General features: G+C 47.2%; 23 protein-coding genes. 12 read left to right on the top strand and 11 right to left on the bottom strand.

Annotated features, from left to right (window positions below; genetic code table 11):
- Positions 1-13: 13 nt before the first annotated feature.
- From CIK04_RS22665 to CIK04_RS22645, 5 genes are all read left to right on the top strand, one after another.
- Positions 14-406 carry a RidA family protein gene (locus CIK04_RS22665; RefSeq protein ID WP_011081536.1) on the top strand — a complete coding sequence of 131 codons (393 nt, stop codon included), beginning with the start codon at positions 14-16 and terminating at the stop codon, positions 404-406.
- Between the two features lie 189 nt (positions 407-595).
- Complete coding sequence (locus tag CIK04_RS22660; RefSeq protein WP_038964529.1) at positions 596-2,113, top strand: sodium:solute symporter family protein; 1,518 nt, start codon at positions 596-598, stop codon at positions 2,111-2,113.
- Between the two features lie 79 nt (positions 2,114-2,192).
- Positions 2,193-4,664, top strand: coding sequence for a family 20 glycosylhydrolase (locus CIK04_RS22655; RefSeq protein ID WP_097352180.1), 2,472 nt, complete (start codon positions 2,193-2,195; stop codon positions 4,662-4,664).
- A gap of 78 nt (positions 4,665-4,742) precedes the next feature.
- On the top strand, positions 4,743-5,783 hold the full coding sequence (locus CIK04_RS22650) for a lactonase family protein (protein ID WP_097352179.1): 1,041 nt from the start codon (positions 4,743-4,745) through the stop codon (positions 5,781-5,783).
- 26 nt (positions 5,784-5,809) lie between these two features.
- Entirely contained in the window at positions 5,810-6,172 is a 363-nt protein-coding gene (locus tag CIK04_RS22645; protein ID WP_097352178.1) for a RidA family protein, read from the top strand.
- Positions 6,173-6,292: 120 nt separating this feature from the next.
- On the opposite strand, the gene CIK04_RS22640 is transcribed toward CIK04_RS22645, so the two are convergent.
- Both CIK04_RS22640 and CIK04_RS22635 read right to left on the bottom strand, forming a co-directional pair.
- Positions 6,293-8,134, bottom strand: coding sequence for a bifunctional diguanylate cyclase/phosphodiesterase (locus CIK04_RS22640; protein ID WP_176463405.1), 1,842 nt, complete (start codon positions 8,132-8,134; stop codon positions 6,293-6,295).
- Between the two features lie 191 nt (positions 8,135-8,325).
- Positions 8,326-9,213 (bottom strand): LysR family transcriptional regulator, encoded by an 888-nt coding sequence (locus CIK04_RS22635; RefSeq protein ID WP_017791059.1) that lies wholly within the window; start codon positions 9,211-9,213, stop codon positions 8,326-8,328.
- 107 nt (positions 9,214-9,320) lie between these two features.
- Between CIK04_RS22635 and CIK04_RS22630 the strand changes: the two genes are divergently transcribed.
- The 3 genes from CIK04_RS22630 (at position 9,321) to CIK04_RS33505 (ending at position 11,252) form a co-directional block, all read left to right on the top strand.
- Positions 9,321-10,514, top strand: a complete 1,194-nt coding sequence (locus CIK04_RS22630) for a multidrug effflux MFS transporter (protein WP_038939883.1) — start codon at positions 9,321-9,323, stop codon at positions 10,512-10,514.
- Between the two features lie 58 nt (positions 10,515-10,572).
- Complete coding sequence (locus CIK04_RS22625) at positions 10,573-10,923, top strand: hypothetical protein (RefSeq protein ID WP_011081528.1); 351 nt, start codon at positions 10,573-10,575, stop codon at positions 10,921-10,923.
- Positions 10,924-11,117: 194 nt separating this feature from the next.
- Positions 11,118-11,252 carry a hypothetical protein gene (locus CIK04_RS33505; RefSeq protein WP_017419600.1) on the top strand — a complete coding sequence of 45 codons (135 nt, stop codon included), beginning with the start codon at positions 11,118-11,120 and terminating at the stop codon, positions 11,250-11,252.
- A gap of 92 nt (positions 11,253-11,344) precedes the next feature.
- Here the strand turns inward: CIK04_RS33505 and CIK04_RS22620 are convergent, their stop codons facing one another.
- From CIK04_RS22620 to CIK04_RS22600, 5 genes are all read right to left on the bottom strand, one after another.
- Positions 11,345-11,950, bottom strand: a complete 606-nt coding sequence (locus CIK04_RS22620; protein ID WP_017419601.1) for a glutaredoxin domain-containing protein — start codon at positions 11,948-11,950, stop codon at positions 11,345-11,347.
- A gap of 64 nt (positions 11,951-12,014) precedes the next feature.
- Entirely contained in the window at positions 12,015-12,893 is an 879-nt protein-coding gene (locus CIK04_RS22615; RefSeq protein WP_097352176.1) for a DMT family transporter, read from the bottom strand.
- A 303-nt stretch (positions 12,894-13,196) separates the two neighbouring features.
- A complete protein-coding gene (locus CIK04_RS22610; RefSeq protein WP_097352175.1) occupies positions 13,197-14,972 on the bottom strand; it encodes a bifunctional diguanylate cyclase/phosphodiesterase in 1,776 nt (591 codons plus the stop codon).
- Positions 14,973-15,255: 283 nt separating this feature from the next.
- On the bottom strand, positions 15,256-16,233 hold the full coding sequence (locus CIK04_RS22605) for a porin (protein WP_017419604.1): 978 nt from the start codon (positions 16,231-16,233) through the stop codon (positions 15,256-15,258).
- A 152-nt stretch (positions 16,234-16,385) separates the two neighbouring features.
- Positions 16,386-16,877: a protein disulfide oxidoreductase gene (locus CIK04_RS22600; protein ID WP_039537418.1), complete on the bottom strand. Its 492-nt coding sequence runs from the start codon at positions 16,875-16,877 to the stop codon at positions 16,386-16,388.
- Between the two features lie 382 nt (positions 16,878-17,259).
- Between CIK04_RS22600 and CIK04_RS22595 the strand changes: the two genes are divergently transcribed.
- Positions 17,260-18,279, top strand: a complete 1,020-nt coding sequence (locus CIK04_RS22595; RefSeq protein ID WP_038963897.1) for a porin — start codon at positions 17,260-17,262, stop codon at positions 18,277-18,279.
- A 107-nt stretch (positions 18,280-18,386) separates the two neighbouring features.
- Here the strand turns inward: CIK04_RS22595 and CIK04_RS22590 are convergent, their stop codons facing one another.
- Complete coding sequence (locus tag CIK04_RS22590) at positions 18,387-18,809, bottom strand: organic hydroperoxide resistance protein (RefSeq protein WP_097352174.1); 423 nt, start codon at positions 18,807-18,809, stop codon at positions 18,387-18,389.
- Positions 18,810-18,923: 114 nt separating this feature from the next.
- Between CIK04_RS22590 and CIK04_RS22585 the strand changes: the two genes are divergently transcribed.
- Together CIK04_RS22585 and CIK04_RS22580 are read left to right on the top strand one after the other, a co-directional pair.
- On the top strand, positions 18,924-19,382 hold the full coding sequence (locus CIK04_RS22585; protein WP_026050216.1) for a MarR family winged helix-turn-helix transcriptional regulator: 459 nt from the start codon (positions 18,924-18,926) through the stop codon (positions 19,380-19,382).
- Positions 19,383-19,484: 102 nt separating this feature from the next.
- Entirely contained in the window at positions 19,485-20,099 is a 615-nt protein-coding gene (locus CIK04_RS22580) for a fumarylacetoacetate hydrolase family protein (protein WP_026050217.1), read from the top strand.
- A 21-nt stretch (positions 20,100-20,120) separates the two neighbouring features.
- Here CIK04_RS22580 and CIK04_RS22575 read toward each other — a convergent pair whose 3' ends face one another.
- The 3 genes from CIK04_RS22575 to CIK04_RS22565 form a co-directional block, all read right to left on the bottom strand.
- Complete coding sequence (locus tag CIK04_RS22575; RefSeq protein ID WP_097352173.1) at positions 20,121-20,435, bottom strand: AzlD domain-containing protein; 315 nt, start codon at positions 20,433-20,435, stop codon at positions 20,121-20,123.
- Positions 20,432-21,145: an AzlC family ABC transporter permease gene (locus CIK04_RS22570; protein ID WP_026130901.1), complete on the bottom strand. Its 714-nt coding sequence runs from the start codon at positions 21,143-21,145 to the stop codon at positions 20,432-20,434. The genes CIK04_RS22575 and CIK04_RS22570 overlap by 4 nt, the downstream gene beginning before the upstream one ends.
- 69 nt (positions 21,146-21,214) lie before the next feature.
- A complete protein-coding gene (locus CIK04_RS22565) occupies positions 21,215-22,045 on the bottom strand; it encodes an AraC family transcriptional regulator (protein ID WP_097352172.1) in 831 nt (276 codons plus the stop codon).
- A 230-nt stretch (positions 22,046-22,275) separates the two neighbouring features.
- Here CIK04_RS22565 and CIK04_RS22560 point away from each other — a divergent pair, with 230 nt between their 5' ends.
- A complete protein-coding gene (locus CIK04_RS22560) occupies positions 22,276-22,908 on the top strand; it encodes a LysE family translocator (RefSeq protein WP_011081514.1) in 633 nt (210 codons plus the stop codon).
- Positions 22,909-23,240: the final 332 nt, after the last annotated feature.

Below are 23,240 nucleotides of genomic sequence, written 5' to 3'. Positions count from 1 at the left end.
ATGGAGAAAAATAATGTCAATTAAACGATATGGCGTAGAAGGTGGCGTGGGTACAGGTGGTCAGCATTTACCTTTTGCGCGAGCTACCGAAGCGGGTGGTTTCCTTTACGTCTCTGGCCAAACGCCGATGATTGATGGTGAAGTGGTTGAAGGTGGCATTGTTGATCAATCTCGCCTCGCGATTCAAAACTGTGTCGACATCATGAGCGAGGCAGGCTATACGCTAGAAGATGTGGTGCACGTTAAGGTTGTGTTGACCGATGCACGCTATTTTCAGTCGTTCAATAAAGTGTTTAAAGAGTTTTTTGGCGAGCATCCACCTGCGCGTATTTGCATGGTGTGTGACCTCGTGGTGGATGTGAAAGTGGAAGTCGACGTCACGTGTTATCGAGCTGACCGTCGCTAATAAATATCAACGCACTTATTTGAGTTAATCGTCACAAAGACAAACTCACACGGTGCCGAATTTGAACTCTCCCTGTTATTCTTATTCGGCACCTTCACTCCCTGAAATAAAAATAATCATGCCTGCCGAAATGGAAGGTCGGGGATATTTTATCTGAAAGATGGACTTAAATTACCTGAGAGGTGTTCCATGAATAGCACACTTTTTTTAACCGGATTTGGAATATATGTGCTTTTCCTTATTTGGCTCGGCTGGTTTGTTTCACGTAATCAAAAATCAGGAGAAGATTTTTTATTAGGTGGGCGAGGATTGCCATTATTTCTCGTATTAGGCACCACAGTCGCCACCATGGTAGGAACGGGTTCCAGTATGGGGGCGGTAGGATTTGGTTATGCCAACGGTTGGGCGGGAGCGCTCTATGGCATTGGCGGCGCAGTCGGCATATTGCTTTTGGCTCTTTGGTTTGCCCCTGTTCGTAAACTTAATTTTATGACCATGAGTGAAGAGCTTGCCTATTACGTTGGTGCAAACCGCATCGTCAAAAATGTGGTCGGCTTGTTGATTTTCATTGCATCGATTGGTTGGCTTGGCGCGCACATTCTTGGCGGTGGCATGTACCTCGCATGGATTGCTGACATTGACCTCAGCACCGCGAAAATCGTGATTGCGGCGGCGTTTACTATTTACGTGGTGATCGGCGGTTACACCGCTGTTGTTTGGACCGATACCATTCAAGCCGTGATCTTGTTTGTTGGCTTCATTCTCATGGCGGTCTTGTCTGTGCAGCACATTGGTGGCTTAGATAATCTCTACAGTGCGATGGATCCTGCCGCAGTCAGCTTTTTAGCCATCGACAAACTTGGTTTACTCCCGGCGATTTCATTGTCTGTGGTGATTGGTGTGGGCGTGTTAGCAACGCCGTCGTTTCGTCAGCGTATCTACTCGGGCAAAGACGTTTCAACCATCCGTCGTTCGTTTGTTGGCTCCGGTGTGCTTTATCTTTTCTTCTCAATTATCCCAGCCATTATCGGTATGGCAGCACACGCGATTAACCCAGAATTGGCCAACTCAAACTACGCATTCCCTTACGTAGCTGCCACGGTTCTACCTGTTGGTGTCGGGATGATTGTGCTTATCGCAGGCCTTTCGGCCACCATGTCGAGTGCCAGCTCTGATGCCATTGCGGGCGTGTCCATCCTGCTACGCGATGTGTATGTGATGTTCACGGGCCGAGTGCCAAATAAAGAGTCAATGCTCAACTATTCGCGCCTGGCGTTGGTGGTGGTGATTGGTTTCGCTCTGCTGTTTGCGCTCACCTCAAATGACATCATTGGCTACATCACCAAAATGATTTCTACAGTCATGTCTGGCATGTTTGTCTGCGGTATGTTGGGGCGGTTTTGGCGCCGTTATAATTGGCAAGGGGCTTTAGCAACACTGGCGGGTGCTTCTGCAGCTTCAGTGGCTGTAATGATGAGTCCGAGCCTAACCACATTTTGGGGCAACCCTGTCATTCCATCTTGTATGGTGGCCTTAGGGGCTGGAGTAGTGGTGAGCCTACTAACACCGGCTAACCAAGTTTCTGCCGAAATGGCTCGCGCCATCTTAGACGATGAACGCGCTTTGATGGAAATGGAACTCTCCGACAAAGGTGAGCTGGCTCGAGACGAATCGTTGGCAAATCGTCAAGCGGCGCGCGAGCTGTAATCTCCCACTTCTAATCTCTGTTCGATGAGTTTCAGTGATCTTGCTCTGAAACTCATCGTGTTAGCACAGGAACCTCAAGATGAACAAAGCTACACTGGCTCTACTGATTTCAGGCATTTTTATGGCACCGACAACCATGGCTATGGCTCCCAATACCGATTTAGTTTTAATGCCTTACCCGCAAAGCGTTGAGTTAAGCAAAGGCAAGGTGACGCTGGACAAAGCGTTCAGTATTTATATCAAAGGTTACGATTCACCCCGCGTGGCGTTTAATGTTAAGCGCACCATGGAGAGACTCTATCGACAAACTGGCTTGCCGATGCTGAACTGGCAGGCGAAATCTGAACAAGAAGCCACGCTGGTGATTGATATCCAACGCGCCCCAAGCAGTGCGGTGCAAAATATCAACAGTGATGAGTCCTATCAGTTGAAGGTCGCAAATGGCAAGATTTTGCTCTCAGCCACTGAGCCTTATGGCGCGTTTCATGGCTTAGAAACCTTACTGCAACTGGTTTCGACGGATGCTAATGGCTACTTCGTTCCCGCCCTCACTATCTCTGATGCGCCGCGCTTTAAATGGCGAGGGGTGTCGTACGATACCGCGCGTCACTACATCGAACTGCCGGTGATTTTGCGTCAGTTAGATGCCATGGCCTCAGCGAAAATGAACGTTTTCCATTGGCATATCTGGGATGACCAAGGCATTCGTATTCAGTTGGAAAACTACCCTCGCTTGTGGCAAGCCACCGCGGATGGTGATTTCTACAGTAAAGATGAAATTCGCCAAGTGGTCGAATATGCGCGTAATCTCGGTATTCGTGTCATCCCTGAAATCTCGCTGCCTGGCCACGCGTCGGCGGTCGCTCATGCTTATCCAGAGCTGATGTCTGGCCTGGGTGAACAGTCTTACCCTCAGCAGCGTGGTTGGGGGGTGTTTGAACCTTTGATGGACCCGACCAATCCAGAACTCTATACCATGTTGGCAAGCGTGTTCGATGAAGTGGTGGCGCTCTTCCCGGATGAGTACTTTCACATCGGCGGGGATGAGCCGAACTATCAACAGTGGCGTGACAACCCGAAAATCCAAGCGTTTATCAAGCAGCATCAATTGGATGGCGAACGAGGGCTGCAATCGTACCTAAATAGCCGAGTCGAGCAGATGTTGAACCAGCGTGGTAAAAAAATCACAGGTTGGGATGAAATTTGGCACAAAGACTTGCCGAAATCGGTGGTGATTCAGAGTTGGCAAGGGCATGACAGTATTGGCCGAGCGGCCAAAGAGGGCTATCAAGGTATTTTGTCGACGGGCTATTATCTCGACCAACCTCAACCCACCAGCTACCACTATCGTAATGACCCGATGCCGAAGGGGATCACCGTCGATGATCAATTGCACCAAAGGGAAAAATTTGTCACCTACGATTGGGTGAAGCCTCGTAACAAAGGAGGCCCGCGCAAAGGGAATCTCACCATCATTGAGGGTGTAGACGGCAAAGTGCGTGCGTTTACCGATTACAACGGTAAATCGCGTGAAGAAGTACATGTGTTGGAATTCGTGCCCGGTGTGAAGTTCCGCGGCCATTTTGACAACTTCATGTCCTACACCGAGTTCAACTATCAGTTCGCTGGTGACCAACTAAAAGAAGGCAGCTATCAGCGTATTGGTAATGTGCGTTGGCCGGCAACTGGCAGTTTGGTGGCCTCTAGCGAGGGAGAAGTGACGAGCATTCCGCAACCCAATGGCGGTTACCCTGCTCAACTGACCAAAGAAGAGGAGCCATTGATCCTCGGCGGTGAAGTGACCATTTGGGGCGAAAATCTCGATTCGATAACCATAGAACAGCGCTTATGGCCACGCAGCTATGCGATTGCTGAACGGCTTTGGTCAAGTGAATCTCTCACTGATGAAGCCAGTATGTACCGTCGAATGCGTGCGTTGGATAGTTGGTCGGAAATATCTCTTGGCTTGCGTCATCATGCGGATGCTCGAATGATGCTTCAGCGTTTAGCCAATGGGGCAGATGTTGCACCGCTCATCACGTTAGCTAAATACACGGAGCCTGCGCAATATTATGCAAGGCACTGGGAAAAATGGATTTCTACGCCAAACAAAGGGGATTTGTACAATCAATATGAACGCTTAAATCGGTTCGCCGATGCCTTAGTGGTAGAAAGCTACGCGGTGTATGACATGGAAGCGTTGGTGCGCGGCTATCAGCCAAATGGCAATGCGCAAAGTCCGCAAAGCAAGCAGGTGCTTGAGCAGCTTTCTGAGCATTATCAGGTGGTGAAAGCCGCGGCGCGTCAATCTCGTGGGATTTTTGCTGCCAATATCGCCTCGCGTGAGAGTGTGGCGCTCGCAGAGGCAACCATAGCGTTAGCGGAACTGGGCCTTGAGTTGGTGGAAAAAACTCAACGGGGACAAGTGCTTTCGGCTGCTGAGCAAGCGAGCTATCAAGCGATACTGGATAAGAATGCGGTCATTTTTGATGAAACCATTGTGGCGATAGGAAGACCAACCGAGCAGTTACTTCACAAAATTGCACCTTAATGTAGAAAAGCCGTTGCCGCCTGTGACAACAGGCGGCAAGGTAACAAGATGGCTTAACGCAAAGGAAGCGCACAAAGAATGACACAAGGTCTCTTACATTTTTACGTTGGCACCTATACCGATGAACCCAGTATGAGTGACGGCGTGGCTCAACTGGAGCTGAATACTGAAACGGGTGAGCTGATCCCCTTTAACGAACTGGCGACGCTACGCAATCCGTCTTACCTCACGCAAACTTCCCAAGGCTTATATACCTTCAATGAAGTGGCGGTTGAAGAAAACCCGCAGTTGGTGCAGCTCGGTTGTGTCGACAGCAGTGCAATGGCGATAAACGGCAGTTACCCTTGTCATTTAGATATTGACCCGAGTCAGACGTTTTGCGCCGTGGCAAATTATGGTTCAGGTAATACCTCTATATATACGCTCGATGTGTTGGGTGCTCCGTCAGAGTGCATTGCCGAGCTTTATGTGGAAGGTGATGGCCCAAATCGAGAGCGACAAACCTCACCACACGCGCACCAAGCGACTTTTCTACGCCATAGCCCTTTTTTAGCTGTGGTGGATTTGGGTACCGATCAGGTCCATTTCTATCACATTGATGGTCAGCAACAAGCGTTTACTTTGCATCAGTCACTCAAACTTCCTGCTGGTAGTGGCCCTCGTCACTTAGTGTTTAATCAGGCGGAAACTCGTGCCTATTTGCTGTGCGAATTGACCGAAACTTTGCTGACGCTTGAACGAGCAAACGAACGTTGGGCGGTGGTTTCAGAGCAACCTTTGTTGCCGGGCGAAGAAAATGGCGCTGCGGCTTCTGCGATTCGATTGTCTTCCGATGAGCAATTTCTCTATGCATCCTGCCGCCGACAAAATAAAATCACGGTTTTTGATGTCAGCCAAAGCGAACCAAAATGGTTAGAGGCCGTGGATTCTCTCGGTGACTTTCCGCGAGATTTTGTCTTATCACGCAATGGCAAATGGTTGCTGGTGGCAAATCAGCACAGCCACAATGTGGTCAGCTATCGTCGCGATCGCCAGACGGGCCGATTAACCGCAACGGGATTCAGTTGCCAAATTGGTAGCCCGGTTTGCTTAGTCGAGCATCAAGAACCTTTTAAATAAAATCAATCCGATAAAGAGAAAATACGATGACAATTCACCGCATTAACCCATGTAAACGCTGGTCTGATATTACCGTCTTCAATGGCATTGCGCATTTTGTGGAAGTGGCTGACAGTGATACCAACGCGGACATGAAAGGCCAAGTGGAGCAGATTTTTGCTCAAGCAGAATCACAATTGGCGAAAATTGGCAGTGATCGCTCGCGTATTCTTTCGGTGACCATTTACGTGACTGATTTTGCCAACTTTGATGCACTTAATGAAGTCTGGGACAACTGGTTTCCAGAAGGCTGTGCGCCAAGCCGTGCTTGTATCAAAGCTGAGCTTGCTGACCCAGACTATTTGGTTGAAATGACCTTTGTCGCGGCTGCGGGTGAAGCGTTTCAATAGTTGCTGGGTGCTTACTCAGCAAGGTGAAATCCACAAAGGTTTTGCCATGGAAAAAGGGACGGAATATCGTCCCTTTTTCATAGCCCTGTTGTGAGTTCGCCACCGGTTGATTAAGGCAAGCTAAGAGGCGCTTTTGATCTGTTCAGCGCTCAGTTTGTCTACGATTCGGCTTGGTTTCATTGGACGAGAATAGTAATAGCCTTGGATCTGCTCACATCCCATATCGACCAATTTTTTCAACGCCAGCTCTTCTTCAACCCCTTCAGCGACTAAATTCACCTTAAGTTGTAAGGCCAGTTGTGTGATAAGCCACACTACGCGTTCAGCGGTATCGTTACAAAGCATATTACGTATAAAGCTTGCATCGATTTTTATCGTGTCGATTGGGTAGCTGTGAATGTAATTCAAGCTTGAATAACCCGTGCCGAAATCGTCGAGTGCCACTTTGAAACCGCGATCTCTGAGTGCATCCAGCACCATGTGCTCTTTACCCGTTTGAGTCAGTAAAACGGTTTCTGTCAGTTCAATCACGAAATCGCAGGGATCGAGATGATACTTTTGCATCATCTTATTGAGGTAATTAAGGTATCGCTCTTCATCATTCAGCTCATACGCAGAACAGTTGACGCCAAGTTTCACTCGATAACCTAACGACGCTTCCAAGTAGTTTTTTGCTCGGCACGCGAGCTCGATGATCCGCTCTCCTAACTGAACAATGAGTCCTGATTGCTCGGCGGCATCAATAAACTCAACGGGTGAAATTGAGCCATATTCGGCACTGTCCCAACGCGCCAATACTTCAAAATAATCCCAACGTGGTTTATGCACGTTGACGATCGGCTGAATCGCGACGTAAATCTCAGTTGCCTCATCGATAGGCTTCGCCAGTTGCTCGCGTATGGCTTCGATTAACTGTGTTTTTCGATGGTATAGCGCGCTTAAATGGGTGTCGTAGCACCGAATACGATTGTTAGGGTGCTTTTTGCACTCTTTCATCGCAAGGCTGGCGTTGAGAAATAACTCATCGCTCGTAATAAGGCGCTGGCTTGCTTTGGCGATGCCGATGCTGATGTCAAATCGAACGTGATTGGCGTTGTCTTGATAGCCAAACGCAATCTTATTCAGAATGTGCTCACACACCTCTTCTGGCGTTTCTGAATAAGTGATAAAGGCAAACTCGTCACCCGCCACTCGGTATGCCAAGGCAGGGGCGGGAAGTGCCGATTGAATGGCATGCGCAGTAAACTTGATGATTTGATCACCAATGTAGGTGCCGTGAATGTCGTTGATCAATTTGAAGTTATCGATATCGATACAAACGAGGCTAAATGGGCGATCGGATTGCTGGGTGAGGGTTTCCAAAGTATCCGAAAGGCAACTGCGGTTAAGCAAACCGGTCAAATTGTCGTGCGAGACTTCGTAACTAAGTTGATTCACCAACTGATCAGAGCGATCACTTAGCCACTTCTCTCGTAAGCCGTGAATAATGATATTGGCGTATATGCGGTGATATTTGAGTATCAGCTGAGGGTCGTGAGGTATAAAGCCAAAGGTAGAGACTAGAATACCCAAAATATCACCATTATGGCCGCGCAGTGGAATACCGACAAACGCATGTACACCCGCTTCGGTAAATTCTAGCCCTTCTTCTTGTGAGAAATAGCTGTCGGGCACGTTGTCTTGAATCTGGTGACAGTGCTCGATCACCTTGAGAGCGATGCGTTCAAATGGCGTATTTTCTAAGCTATAACGCGCAGCGTTAACGTTGCTTCCCTCTTTGGCATAAGCCAAGGTATTGGCATGGTTGTGGTGTAGATCTATCTCTACGATACAAGTGCAGTACGAGCTTAAAGTGGAATGCAGCTTGAGCGTAACTTGATTAAGCAGCTCGCTACCGTCGAGAGATAGAGTATGAATAAGCTCATCTAAGTCGATACAAGCTTGAAGCGTTGAATCATTCATCTGACGTTTCTCTACCTGATTATTATAATAGTGACACTTTTGTTGCATAACGTTACGAAAACAACTCCGATATGCATCACGTTAAATATCGTTCAGGTCGTAGAAGTTTGCAATGAAGAAAAGTCAGGTTTGCTAGGAAAGTGTTATCTCATAGCGAGTTACTGAGCAGAAAGAGTTAGCACTTTTTTGCTCTATACGGACTTTTCTTGCTGTAACCGCTCTTTAAGGTAATCCAAAAACAGTTTTGTTCTTGTGTGTTGATAGTCCAGTTTGGGGTAGTAAGCGTAAACGGTGGCTTCGTCTGCGTGCACGTTTGGCAGGACCGGAACCAAAGCGCCAGTGCGCAGCTCTTCTTTTATCATCACGTTATTACTGAGCAGAATGCCCATGCCTCGTTTTGCACCGTGGAAAAGCGCCTCTGGATTGGTTGTCGAGAAGTTGCCACGCAAAGTCATGCGTTTACCATTGTTGAGTTTCAGCTCTCGACTTGGTTTTTCTCCCCAGATCAGGATATTGTGATTGACCAACTGCTCTGCATTCTCCGGCATACCGTATTTTTCAATATAGCTGGGGGCCGCAAAAAACGTCGCTTTATGTTCAAACAGTGCAGTTGCTTTATAGCTTAGTGAGTTCAGCTGTTCTAACTCGCGACTGATAAAAAGGTCTAGGCTCAGCTCAGGCAGTTGCCCTGGCAATGTAGTAAAGAGCTGGATTTTAATATCTGGGTATTTTTCTAGAAAATCATCCAGATAGTGAACTAAGAACTTGGAACCGACGGCAAGGGTCGCGCCAATTTTCAGTAATCCGGCTGGGCTTTGGTTGACGGATCGCGTCTCGTCTAAAACCGATTGCCAGCCATCGAGTTGCAACTTTGCACGCTGATAAAATAGAGCGCCCGCTTCGGTTTGGCTGATGGAGCGTGTGGTGCGCTTGAGTAACTGAACACCAATTTTCTCCTCTAACCACTGTATCCGCTTGCTGATGGCGGAACTGGTGGTGTTCATTTTACGCGCAGCCGCATTAAAACTGCCTTCTTCCACCACTCTGATGTAGCTGTTTACGCTTTGAAACCAATCCATATTCTTTCCTTTAGGGAACTAATCTCTTTCCGATTGGGGAGATTATCATCAATCAAAGGCCAATATAAACTGTAAATAATTTGATGTAAGAGAGGAGAGGGGAAGGAATGCTGAAGTCGTTACAAAAAATGCCATTGCTTTTAGCGATGATGATCATCGCGACAGGGCAAGTGGGTGTGGCCATTTATTTACCGTCTCTTCCTCTTATTAGCCACGACCTCGGATTGACACAAGCTGACGTACAAAACGTCGTGACTTTCTTTCTTGTTGGCTTTGGTGCATCGCAACTCTTTTATGGCCCTTTGTCTGATGCGATTGGCCGACGTCCAGTTTTCATTCTCGGCCAAGGGATCTACTTGGTCGGCACTGTCATTTGCATCGCATTTTCGTCCAGTATTGAAGCACTAGAGTTAGGTCGATTGTTGCAAGGATTAGGGGCAGGCAGTGCATCGGTGTTGGGGCGTTCTGTATTGCGAGACAGCTACGAAGGGGCACAATTGACCAAAGCGCTCTCTTATATTTCGATTACCGCATCGATCATGCCGATCATTGCGCCCGTTTTTGGCGGCTGGATCGCCTTTCATGTCGGCTGGCAAGCGGTGTTCGTTTTTGTGTTGTGTTACTTACTGGCGATATTTACGTTGGGCTATTTTGTACTGCCAGAAACCTTGCCTTACGCCAAGAGACGTTTTCGCCCTTTAACTGTCTTGGCGACTTACCGCACTTTGGCCACGAATCCACAAGTGATCGGCAGTGCCAGTTTTAACTGGATGAGCTACCTTGTTAGCCTTGTTTCGCTGTCAGTATTCCCTTTCATGATGCAAGGCGAGCTTGGATTTTCTGCCGCAGATTATGGCAGCATGATGATCATTCCATCTGCCGGTCTTTTGCTTGGTAGTGTGACAGTCAATGTCTTGTTGCGTTATTTCGAGGTGAAAAGGCTGCTTGCCGCCAGTTTTGTTCTTGTGGCTCTGTCAGGTTGTGGACTAATTTGGGCGCCTTTTAGTAGCGTCAGCTTGATCGCTGCCTTTACCGTGATGAGTTTTGCTCAAGGGATGTCATTTCCTCTGTCGATCAGTTTGCTTCTTGGCCCTCACAAGCAAAATGCAGGTTCTGTTTCTGCGTTGTCTGGCTCAGTGCAGATGGTGATGGCAGCTCTGCTTGGTGGATTTTTGGTTGAACACTGCGTTCGGACTCAAGCGCAATTAGGATTGTTTTATATTCTTGTTGCGATGGGGTGTTTTGCGGTGTTGTTGCTCAAGGGCAAAGTCATGACGACGCCGGAGGTACAGAAAGTCTAACTTGATTATCTCACCCCCCGTCACTACAATGCCGCGCAGCAGTTAATGAGGGTTACCCATGCAACAAAATGAATTTGAACAGTTAGTTAAGCAGGTTTGCCAGCAAGAGAACTTACCTAAAGCACTAGAGCTTCTAAAAGCGTGTGATGATGAGGAAGTTGCAGAAGCGGCAGCATCGCTTTCAGGGCAATTTGCTTTGGCAGAAGTGGATGGTGAAAAACGAATCTATCACGTGACGTTACAAGAAAACGAAGCGGGTGAAGAGACGGAATACGTTGAGCATGTCATGAACGAAGGTGAGCACTTGGTGAAGTTTGCCGCTTGGTTCTTTGATGTCATGTTCGAGATCAAGGCCAAAGAGACCTATCAAGCTGCCGGTAAAACCTATCAGCAACCGAAGCGTAGCTAACGCTGGCGGAATCGCTTTTTAGAACGCTTAAAAAACGGCAAGATTACTGCCGTTTTTTTTCGTTTTCGCGATAAATGTTTTTTATCTTTTCATGAAATAAAATTACCAAATAAATGTGATCTTCGTCTTGTTATCTGATGATTTTGTAGTAATATTACGAACGTAAACAGAAGAGAAAACATTGGAGAATCAAGATGGGTTATGAATTAGGCGGTGCTTACATCGGTCAAATGATGGCAAAAGACGCAATGCACAAAGCAATGTATGGCAAGACAACGAAGAAGAAAGCGTCATTTATCAGCCGCATGCTAAAGAAAATGGCAAAATAACAGCAAGCTTAAAGCGTTATTTTGTAATAAAGTTTCAAAAAAACCTGGCATCGCCAGGTTTTTTCTTATCTGCTTATCTATGGTCAACGTAATCAGTTTGCCATCTCTACGACATTATTCGGAACGACATCAAGCCCACGCTCTTTAAGATAGACTTCCAGCTTGTCGCAACCTCCAATGTACGATCCATCTAGCCAAATTTGTGGCACGGTGACGGGCGTTTTTTCTCCAATGATGGCTTTGACTTCTGGAATCATACGATACAGCGCGGCGCTCTCTTTGACGACGTCGTGATATTGGTAGTGAATACCCGCCGCATCCAATAGCTGCTTGGCTTTTACACAGTAAGGGCAGGTCGCTTTACCAAAAACAATATTCCCCTTGAGGGTGTCGCGCTTTGTCCACTCTTTGATCACTGATTGAATGAGCACGCCACGGTTAAGGGCTTCACCTTGGCTAACCACTTTACCTTCAACCACCAAAATAGGCGCATGCCAAGCGCCGAGCTTTAACGGCTCCCACCAGTGAGATAGCCAATCTTTGATTTCCAACTCAACAGGAATACCGTTGAGCTCATTGGCAAACGTATCGGTTAAGATATCTTTTGTTAACGTACACTCACCGCATGGGATGTTGACTTTAAATGGTCCCCAACTTCCTGCCCAACGGTACAGGGTGATTTTAATCGCTTCACTCATTAAATATTCCTCAAAATCGCTCTATTAGTGTAGTAGAACGCCCTGGCGATGTTTTCCTTTCACGCTATTTTGTTTTTTTGGTTTCCCAATGGGTAATAAAGGCGACAGAAGCAATAATGATGAAGGCACCAAGCCAAAGTCTGCCCGGTGGCACCCAACCAAAGACAAGCCAACCTGCAAGTACGTTCAATGGCAGTTTTGCATGATCAAAAGGCTGAACAAAGGAGGCATCGGCACTGGCATAAGCTTTGACGATGGCCCATTGCGCCAGTGCAGTCATGCAGCCAGCGGCAAAAAGGATCAGCCAAATGGTCGTACTGCTCGGCATTGTGAAATCGGGAATCGCCAGCATGATGTTGAATGGCGTAATCAACAGCAGTAGATAAACCACCATGGTGGAAGGCGGATCGTTGACCGAGAGCTTTTTAACCATCAGTGAATAACATGCCCAAAAGAAGGCTGCGCCGACAGGCAGTAAGGTCGCGAGATGAAAATCATCCGCCCAAGGCTCGAGAATGATCATCGCGCCAATAAAACCGAACAGCGTCGCGCCCCAGCGTGCCACACCCACCTTCTCTTTCAGAAGCAGCCCAGAGCCGATCGTTGCAAAGAGTGGGGAAGTCATTAATAGTGCGATGCCTTGCCAAATCGGCACCGGATAAGCGAGTGCCCAAAGCCAAAGCTGGATACCGATAACCGACAAAAAGACTCGCAGTGCATGCCAGCCAAAATGAGAGGTGCGCAGCGATTGTCGAATGCCCAGTGTTTTTAAGTACGGCAAAATCACAATTAAAGCGATGTCATATTGAATCAGCGCAACAGTGGTCGACGGAATGGCAAATTGAATACTGGCAACTTGCGCTAGACTGTTGACGATAGCGAAAGCTAAACCGGCGGTCAGCATCCACGACGCGCCAAGGATTGGGTGGTGTTGAGATTGCATAGATAATCGAATTCACAAAAAAGTCCGAGAATCATACGTTTTCTGCATGGCGAAGCCAAATGTTTTGCGGTGTACGGGGTAAAAAGAAGCCCCTGAGTTCAGGGGCGCAAATGCGGATTAAAGGACGTACCTCGGTGAGGAGGATAAGAACGAGAAGCACAAACGCTGCCATGCATTTGTACTTCTATCATTGCAGAAGCTGTGCCAGTTTTAAGTTGTTGATTTTGTTCGTTTTGGATTTTTGAGTATCCCAGAGCCGCACCATAACCATTCAAAAGGCGACAATCATGGTGCAAGGGAAAGCTAAATTTGCAGTAACTGGCGGTTAAACTCTTCCACATCAAGGGGTTTGGAGTAGAGATAACCTTGGAACTCATCGCATTGCTCACTGACGAGCAGTAGCCGCTGCTCTTCGGTTTCCACGCCTTCTGCGACGATTTTTTTGTCCATGTTGTGGCCAAGTTGAACAATGGTTCTGACCAGCATGTGATCGTGGTGATTGTCGACACAATCATCAATGAAGGCTTTGTCGATTTTCAACACATCAATGGGCAGTTGTTTGAGATAGTTCAACGAGGAGTAGGCGATGCCAAAATCATCGATTGCAACCGTGACCCCCTCACACCGCAAATTATGACAAATCTCGATGAGCTTCTTCGGCTCCTTCATCAATACCGTTTCGGTGATCTCCAGTTGCAGATAACTGGCGGGAAGATGAGACTCCGCCAGAGCGGTTCTGACTTGCAGTTCGATATCGTCATGAGCAAATTGTACGGTTGAGACATTGACCGAGACAGGGATCTTGTAGCCCAAATCCAACCATTTTTTGGCTTGCTGACAAGCCTCGAGAATCACCCAGCGACCAATCGGAATGATCTGCTTGGTTTTCTCGGCAATGGTGATGAATTCAAAAGGTGTTATGGTGCCTAGTTCTGGATGTTGCCAGCGAATTAACGCTTCAGCTCCGGTCATTTCTCCTGTCGTGATGGACACTTTTGGCTGATAAACCAAGGAAAACTGTTTCAGTTCAATGGCTTTGTCGAGCTCTCGTTCAATCTGGTGTTGACGGATGGTTTCGTCCAATAGGGCTTCGTCATACCAACGGACTTGGCCGCGGCCACGTGTCTTGGCTTTTTGCGCAGCAATGTCGCTGTTTCTTAGCCATATATCGAGGTTGGTCATGGACTCGTTAAACAGGGCAATACCGGTCGCGTAGGAGATTTGATAAGAGCCTCGTTCTAGCTCAAACGCTGCTGTAAGTGCTCTTTTGAGTTTATCGAGTAGCGCATCGACTTCATCATTAATGCTGTGTTTCTCGTACACCAGCACGGCGAATTCATCCCCTTCCATACGATAGACTTGGCCAAAGCCAAGGGTGTTTTTTCGCAAACGACGAGAAAAGCGTTTTAACAGGAGATCCGCTTGTTCGTGGCCAAAGCTCTCGTTGATCTCTTTAAAAGCATCAATATCTATTTTGAGGAGGGCACAGTTTCGCCCTTGCTGGGCCAGACTTTCGACTTGATTCAGATCCGTGTAAAAGGCTCGGCGGTTTGGCAGTTGCGTCAAATAATCCGTTCGGCTGTCTTCTCGGTATTTGGTTAATTGCAGGTAGAACTTCTGCTGATAGTAGACCATGACGGACGCAAAGGCGGAAATCACCAACAGTTCAATGGCATCTTCAATGAGCTCATCTAAGCCCTCTGGTGGAACTGTATAAAAATAGCTTGCCGTCAATAATAAGGCGACGACAAATGCCCAAATGGTTCCGGGGAACAACAAAAGATAGCAAAGTGGGAGGAGAATAAACGTCTCTTCAATGACGTCAATATCGAGCGGATCGACGATGCCGCCGACAAAAAGGTAACTCGTGGCGATCAAAGCGCACACATATTTGATTTTGTGGGATGGAGAAAAGAGCGCCACAATCATGGCAATGGCAAACAACACGTAAGACCAAGGCAATAGGGTGTGTTCGTCCACCAAGGTTTGCGTGATCAACAATACCGCCACAATATAGGCGGCCTTTAATATCAATACTACTTTCGAGTTTGCCACGATTTTACTTCTGCCATCTACCATAAATATCCTCGGTCTGGATTATACAGTATGGTGTTTTTTTTGTTTTATGTCAAAACGCTTTTATCTCTATCTGGCCTGCGCTCAGACAAGATGATTGATAGGTTTCCATTAAGTATATAAAACAAAATGAAAATCACCTCTAAACTAGCATTCTTATTATCGCGATAAATCTAATTAACCTCACAATTACAAATTAATTCGAGTCGATTCACACAAGATAAGTCTAGGGATGAAAAAAGCCGGTAGGGATACCGGCTTGAAATGGCTCGATGAAAACAAGCATTTAGAAATCGTAGCGTACGCCCAGTCGAAGTGTGTCTTCACCAGAAGTGACTTTGCCGTTTACGTCTTTTACATCATCAAGCTTGTTAAGGTAGTACGACAAGTAAGTGCGGAAGTTGCTGTTTAGCTTGTAGTAACCCACCAACTCGAGACCTTTAGTTGCGTCCGATTTAGTGCCGTTATCGTCTTCTTCAGCGAAGGTGTACATCGCGGCAACGCTAAATGGTTTGCTGATTTTGTACTGAACCGCAAATTCGTAGGCGGTGAATTCTTGTTTCGCTTTGTCATCGAGATCACCCGTCGAGAAAGTCGCACCGAGATAAAGATCGTTTAAGGTATAGCCTGCGCCGACAAGGATCTGGTTTTGGCTGCCTTTACCAGCACCGTTATCACCTGTGGAGTAAGCCAAACCAAGATCCAGACCGATAGGAAGAGAGTAAAGGCCACTAATGCCCATAAGGTCGCTATTGTCAGCGTCGCTTGCTGAATAAGTGGCTTCAATTTGCAGAGCATCGAAGCTACCGCGATAGGCAAACGTGCTGTCTGTTTTGTCTGATGACGCGTCAATGAACTGTTGCACACCAGAAAACTCCGTAATATCCGTTAGGTCTGAAACGATGACGGACGCCATATCTTGTTTACCAACAGAAAACGCACCTGCGTTTGTCTTCACACCTGCGTACATGTAACGGTTTTTGAAGCTGCTTTCGCCTGTTTTCTGCTCTGCTTCGTAAAAACCAAAGGCTTGTAGATCGTTACCAAGGTCAGTGGTGCCTTTTACGTTAAGACGCGCACGAGTGCTGTCTTCCATGGTGCCGTCGATCTCAACGCCTTTGTCGGTACCGATGAAATCACCACGGAACTCAACACGCCCACCAATTTTTAGCTCAGTACCGTCTGTTTTATAAACGGTTGCTGCGAAAGATGATCCGGTGACCACTGCGGATAGAATTGCGGTTGCTAAAGCTGCCTTTTTCATTTCTCAATTACCTTTTTATATTCAATGGGCTTACATGCCCGATTCCTGATGCAGCTAAGGTACTGATTAAAAATGAACAAACGATTTCTGTTTCATGACGCTTTCGTTGTGCTTGTATTGCAGTTCAATGAATGATGAGAACGATAGAGCAGCTAGCTCAACCACAATCTGAGCCATAGGCCAATCGGAGAGCTGACGCCTGAGGTAATAAACTCAATTTTGCCATTGCGCACAATCACTACGGTCGGGGTCACTTGTACCCCCCAATCACGGCTAATTTTTCCAGTTGGATCATTGATGGTGTCGTAATCATACTGTTGTGATTGCAAATACTGATTAACGCTTCCTTCGTTTCCCGACTGCATCGCCACACTGATCACGGGGTAGGAATCTGCGATCTGGTTGATTGTCGGGCTAACGAGTTTGCAAGGGCCACACCAGGTTGCCCAAAAATAGACAACCACAGGGGACTCTTGACTGGCGCTCAGTAAGTCAATTTGTGCCCCAAGCGTTGTGATGGCGGAGAGGGGGAGCGCGTTTTCTTTTGGCAGATTTCTCGAATAGTAGAAATCAAGCGCGATGGAGACAATAAATACCACCGCCAGCACGGGTAGCCACTCTTTTAGAATTTTGACGATTTTCATAATGGATTTCTCATTGAACTCTTACATGCGCTTCATTGATTGCGTGCACTTTACGATATGGATGCAACCTCACTGAAACTTGCATCTCGAGGTTACTCGGGTATAAGACCGGCATTTTCCAACTTCTCTTCATTAAAGAAGGGAGAAAGTATTTCTGTTTGTAACATCAAAATAACTCATTTTGTTTTTGTGTTTTTTAATTTAACCATTTGAAAATTAGTAATTTATTATCTTTATGGTCAATTTATATTATTTCACTGGGTGGTTTGTTGTGCCATCGCATAAAGTTCTCGCCAGATGTTAACCAGAAGTAGCTGAATTATAAGGTTCTCTACCTGGTTGGAATATGCATGTTATGTGTAATAACTAATGGAACTTAAAAATGAACAAAAACATTTTGGCTCTTGCTGTTGCTAGCGCAACATTCGGCACTCAAGCAGTAGCGGTGGAAGTTTACAACAACGATGGTACGACTTTCTCTATTGGCGGCCACGTTTCAGTTGCGTTGGAAGACTCCAAGCAAGGTGACCTAGGTGTGACAGCGGTTTCTCCGCGTATTAACTTCAATGCGACTCAAGTACTTGGCAATGGCTTTACGGCGGATGCAAAAGGTGAGTGGTCTATCAACTACCTAGATGGTGGCGAAAACGCACTGTCTACTCGCTTAGGCTACATTGGCCTGACGCATGAAAACCTTGGCCGCGGTGTTGTTGGTACTCAATGGGCACCTTACTACAGCGTTGCTGGCGTGGCGGATATGCCAATCGCATTCGCGAACGATTTCATTTACCAAGACCACGGTAACCTAGGTACAGGTCGTGCAGAAGAAATGGTCAGCTACGCTAAGGCGTTTGAACTAGGCGAAGCGGGCAAGATTGGCTTAGGTCTTGGCTGGCAAGGTCGTAAAACAGACGACAAGAACGCTTACGGCAACCGTGCACAAATCGCTTTAAACTACAGCATTGCTGGCGTGACCGCGAACTACGCGTACAACACGGGTGACGTAAACTACACCGCTGGTGTTGGTACAAAAACGTCTGAATCCCATGTGATCAGTGCAACTTATGGCGCTTACGGCAAAGGTCTGTACGTAGCGGGTGTGTACGCAATGAATGAGTACATGAACTCGGGCAATGGCAACTTGCTAAAAGATACCTCAGCTTACGAAGCGCTAGCGGCGTACACGCTAAACAATGGCATCAACCTAAGCGTTAACTACGAGTCTGTGATTGATGAAGAGCTAAGCAAGCGTGTATACAGCACGTCAGCGGTTCAAGCTGAGTACAACTTCACGCCGAAGTTCGTTGGTTTTGCTGGCTACCAGTTTGACCTACAAGGTTCTGGTGACTACAAAGAAAAAGCAGACGACAAATGGATGCTAGGTGCGCGTTACTACCTATAAGCGCTAACATTTTTTAGCCGTCCAATTGTCCACTCATGTGGAAAGCCAGCAGTGTGACTGCTGGCTTTTTTGTATTGCTGAAGCGTGATTCGCTACGTGTGTCTTGCTTAAATCGCGACGCCATTGACTGACAACTGAACGTCGATATTGCCACGAACGGCATTAGAATAAGGACACACTTGGTGAGCAGTGGCGACTAATCTCACCGCCTGATCCGCAGGCAAGTCTATTTCTGCTGCCAATGAAACCGTTAGGGCAAAACCGCCTTGTTCATTCGGGCCAATGCCTATCGTCGCAGTGACAGGCGCTTGTTTAATCGCTATCTTTCCTTCGCGAGCGACATGTAAAATCGCGTTAGAAAAACATGCGGCGTAACCTGCGGCAAAGAGTTGCTCTGGGTTGGTTGCCGCACCGGTTCCGCCCATTTCTTTTGGGTAGCTTAGGTTGAGTTCCAGCAGTTTGTCGTCAGTGCTGACAAGGCCGTTTCGTCCAGCAGAAGCCGTTGCGGAAGTTTGGTAAAGTGTTTTCATTGTCGATGTTCCTTTGTTACTTAAGTTGTGCGCAATCTAATTGCTTGCAATCTTATATCGATCCTTTTGTTGTTTGCAAGTATATTGTGCACAATTTATTTTGTGAGGTGAGTGATGTCTGAACAAACTATCCGTTGCCAAGGGGATTCTGAAGCGCAACTTTTGCTGGAAAATCAAATATGTTTCCCGCTATACAGTGCGGCCAATGCAGTGATCCGCGCTTATCGACCATTACTTGACGCTTTGGATCTGACCTACTCACAATATCTGGTGTTGTTGGTCTTGTGGCAGCAAAACGGCATCAATGTGAAAGATTTAGGCGCCAAGCTTCATCTTGACTCTGGCACCTTAACCCCGCTGTTGAAGCGCTTGGAGGCAAAAGGCATTGTTGAACGTCGCCGCGGCCAAACTGACGAACGTGTGAGAGAGCTGTTTCTCACGGAAGCAGGCAGAGCTCTGAAGCAGCAAGCCCATCAGGTGCCGCAAAACATGCTTTGTCGTATCGATCTCAGCATTGACGAATTGGTGACATTGAAAAGTTTGTGCGAAAAAGTGCTCGAAAAGCTCAATTGATGGATCGAGCTTCTCATTTTGGATGATTCTGTGATTGGATTCTGAGCACGTTATCAGTGGCTAGTTTAGAATCGCGTTTTTGTGTTTGTTCAGGGAAGAGAAATGAGCCATATCCACTTCAGAAACAAAACCTTGCAACCGGGCAAAGTGCTCTGCGTTGGGCGTAATTATGTTGAGCATATTGAAGAGCTGCAAAACGCAATTCCCGATCAAATGGTGCTGTTTCACAAGCCTGCGTCGGCAGTCACCAGCACATTGCATTCTTTCCATCAAGAGCCGCTTCATTATGAAGCCGAGATCTGCTTTGTGATTGAAAATGGCCAGTATGCAGGGGTGGGCATTGGCTTAGATCTAACGAAACGACAGACACAAAGTTATCTCAAAGCGAAAGGCCTTCCATGGGAGCGAGCGAAAGCCTTTAACGGTGCCGCGGTACTCAGTCGCTTTCTCGAACTGAAAGGCATCGATAGTGACGATCTCAACCTCGAACTGTTTATCAATTGTGTCCGCGTACAAAAAGGGCATGTCAATCAAATGCTGTACTCACCGCAAACGGTACTGGAAGAGCTCAAAGGTTACGTGACATTGGATGATGGCGATGTCGTGATGACGGGCACACCTCAGGGAGTGGGCGAAGTGCATAAAGGCGACGTGTTTTTAGGTCGCCTTAAATGTGGTGACACCACCTTATTGGAAGTTGAGTGGGTGGCCTGTTAACGGCCATTGAGCAACGTCAAACTAGAATACCCACAATTTTAAAATCAAAAACAGGAACATACTGACAATGGTGGTGAGAAGTACGTTTTTGCTGCGCCAAGCGATCAACGCCGCGACGAACGCCGCCAACAGATAGGGGTTTTGCAGTGAAAGCTGCAACTCACCCTCTGGGATAAACACGATAGGTGCCCAAATGGCGGTTAATACCGCCGGGCTGGCGTAGCTTAAGAATCGTTGTGTTTTGTGTCCCAGCTTCAATGGCAAACTCGGCTCCAAAAACAGATAACGACTTGCGAAAACCAACACGGTCAGCGCTAAGATGGTTAGCATGATCATAATTTGCGCGCTCCTAATTGTTCTGCCAAGTAGCCGGCACTCATGGCTCCGATGCTGGCCATCATTAATGCCCCTTCAATCTCAAAGAAGTGAAGCACCACCGAAAGAAAGAGTGCCGTCACCACACTGACCAACACCGCAACGCTCTTGATGCTGGGGACCACAATGGCGATAAAGGTTGCGGCAACGGCGAATTCCAGCCCGAGATCGTTAAGTTGTGGAAGAAACTGGCCCGCCAAGATACCGCCAAACGTGGCTGCGTTCCAAAAGAGATAAAAGCTCAAACCGCCTCCAAGGGCATACCATCGGTCGAACTGTTTGTCTTGTTGATGACCGACTAAAGCAAACAACTCATCGGTTAAGAGAAAGCCCAACGACAAACGCCAGCGCAAGGGAAGGGGGGCGATTTTACTGCGCATGGAAACACTATAAAGAAAATGGCGCGAAGTAATAAAGAAGGTGGTCAGCAACATGGTGGCAACGCCAGCCCCTGCTTTGATCATCCCCATCGCGACGAGCTGGGCAGAGCCTGCAAACAAAATAGCAGAAAGGGCTTGCCCTTCCAAAGCCGTGAGGCCTGAATCGATGGCGAAAGAGCCCGCCAGCAGTCCCCAGGGAAGAACGGCAATACTCAGTGGCATCATCGCCATAGTGCCTTGTAGAAAACGCCGAGTTTTCGAGTGGTCGGCGTGAGAAAGTGTGGTATCCATTTTATGACTCATCGTGATGTTTTCTTCAGCCTAAAGTGATAGAGATGTGCAGGCTTGTACAGAATTGCCTCATGCTAAATTTTTCACATATTGCCCAGGCGTCACCCCCATTGCCTTTTTAAAATGGCGGTGGAAATGGCTTTGATCATGAAAACCGCACTCTTGAGCCACATCCAAAATACGTCGGCCTTGGCGCAGTAGCTTTTTGGCGAGCCTTAGCCTTTGCTGTATCTGATAGGCATGCGGTGGAAATCCATAGCGTTTTTGAAACTCGCGAACAAGATGAAAAGGGCTAATGCCGCCTAGTGTTGCAAGTTCTTCTAGGGAGACGTCAGCTTGCGGAAAGTCATCAAGAAATTCTTTAACCAAGGTTAATTGACGTTGCGCTGCTGGATTGTTTTGAGGCGATATCCGATGGGTACTGTGTTTCGCCGCGAGTTTAATCAAGGTGCCATACACCAAGGTTTCGCGCAGTAAGCGATTGTCCGAATTGGCTAAGGTGTCAAAAACCAGCCGAAGCTGCATGGCTAATTCAGGGTCGTAGACCACAGGCTGCGGAAAATAGGGGATGGCGATATTCGGTGCATTTAATTCTTCACTGAGTCTTTGAAACTGCTCTGGCACTGGGTACATGGCTTTGTACTCCCACCCGCCTTCAGTGGCGGAATGGCCGTTGTGCACTTCGTCTGCGTTAACAAGAATGATGCTGTCTTGAGGCGCAATGTGGTTACCCCCGGTGCGGAAAAAACGTTGCGCACCTTTTTCAATCACGCCGATGGTATAGCCTTCATGACTGTGGCGAGAAAAGTTTTGCGTCTCATATTTGGCATCAAGTAACTCCAATCCCCCCAGTTCTGAGGCAATTCGGAAATGCGCGACTTCCTTACTGTTCTTTTTCATTATTTGCCTTGTCTGTTGAGATGATTTGAGTGTACGCCAAACCTTTCCCTCATTTTTGTACAAAATTGCTCTCAATCCTATCGCTCGGCACAATTTAGCGGAACACGCTGGTTGTTTTTGTATGATTGGTTATTAAATCGGCAAATGATGTATGTGGTGGAGGTATATCTGGTTGTTGTGGCGCTGTTTCGGTAAAATCCGCGCCCTTGTTCCAAAAGACCAGAATAAAAATGATCGATATTACTATTTTGCCTGTTTATTTAACGGCAGTGATTGCATTGTTATTGTTGCCAGGGCCAGACATGCTGCTGATTGCCAGTTCTAGCATGAGTTACGGTAAGAAAGTTGGGCTATTTGCCAGTTTGGGCAATGCCACTTCGGGGATCATCTTAACCTTGCTCGCCGCTATGGGCGTTTCAGCGTTGATTGCCATGAGCCCTTTGGCTTTGAAAGCCCTCCATTTACTGGGCGGCGCGTACTTGCTCAAAATGGGTTGGGACTGCTTGCGAACTTCTCCAGCGCAAGCGCCGCAATCTCAACATGACAATGCAATGGCATTGACTTACTACCAACGCGCATTAATGAGCAATTTGCTTAATCCGAAGGCGTTGGTTTTCTTTGTGATGTTTTTGCCTCAGTTTGTGTCGAATAACATCTCTGCCTCTTCTGGTGAACAGATGTTGGCGTTAGGTTTGCTACTTAATGTTTTGGGTTTATTGTTCAATTTTGTGTTGGTTGCTTTGGCAGGCACGGTTGGTAAGAAGCTTTTGGACAATGCGACGTTTCGGCTTTATCAGCACAAAGTGATGGGGGCGGTGTTTGTTTTCTTATCTCTTTGGATGTTATTGAATTTTAACTCGTGATAGATTGTTTGACCTAAAAGCCGGCGCCGCTGGCTTTTTTCTTAACTAGGGCTCGTAATAGCAAAAACCAAAGCATAAAAAACTAAGCCGGCGCCGCTGGCTTTTTYYTTAACTAGGGCTCGTAATAGCAAAAACCAAAGCATAAAAAACTAAGCCGCGATGCTTACGTTTAGCGTTGCGGGTAACGGATCACACGGGAGGAAGGCGCATGGACTTGAAAACAGAATTTACCTTTGACCTGACAAAATGAAGAATTTGAAACCATTCGTCAGGGGATTCGTGCTTACAATGCTCAACATCTTCCTGATGGCGAAGTGAAAAAGATCGGCTGT

The sequence above is a fragment of the Vibrio sp. 03_296 genome, assembly GCF_002265885.1.
The sequence above is the reverse complement of the archived record's forward strand: the minus strand, read 5'-3'. Positions and strand labels throughout refer to the sequence as shown.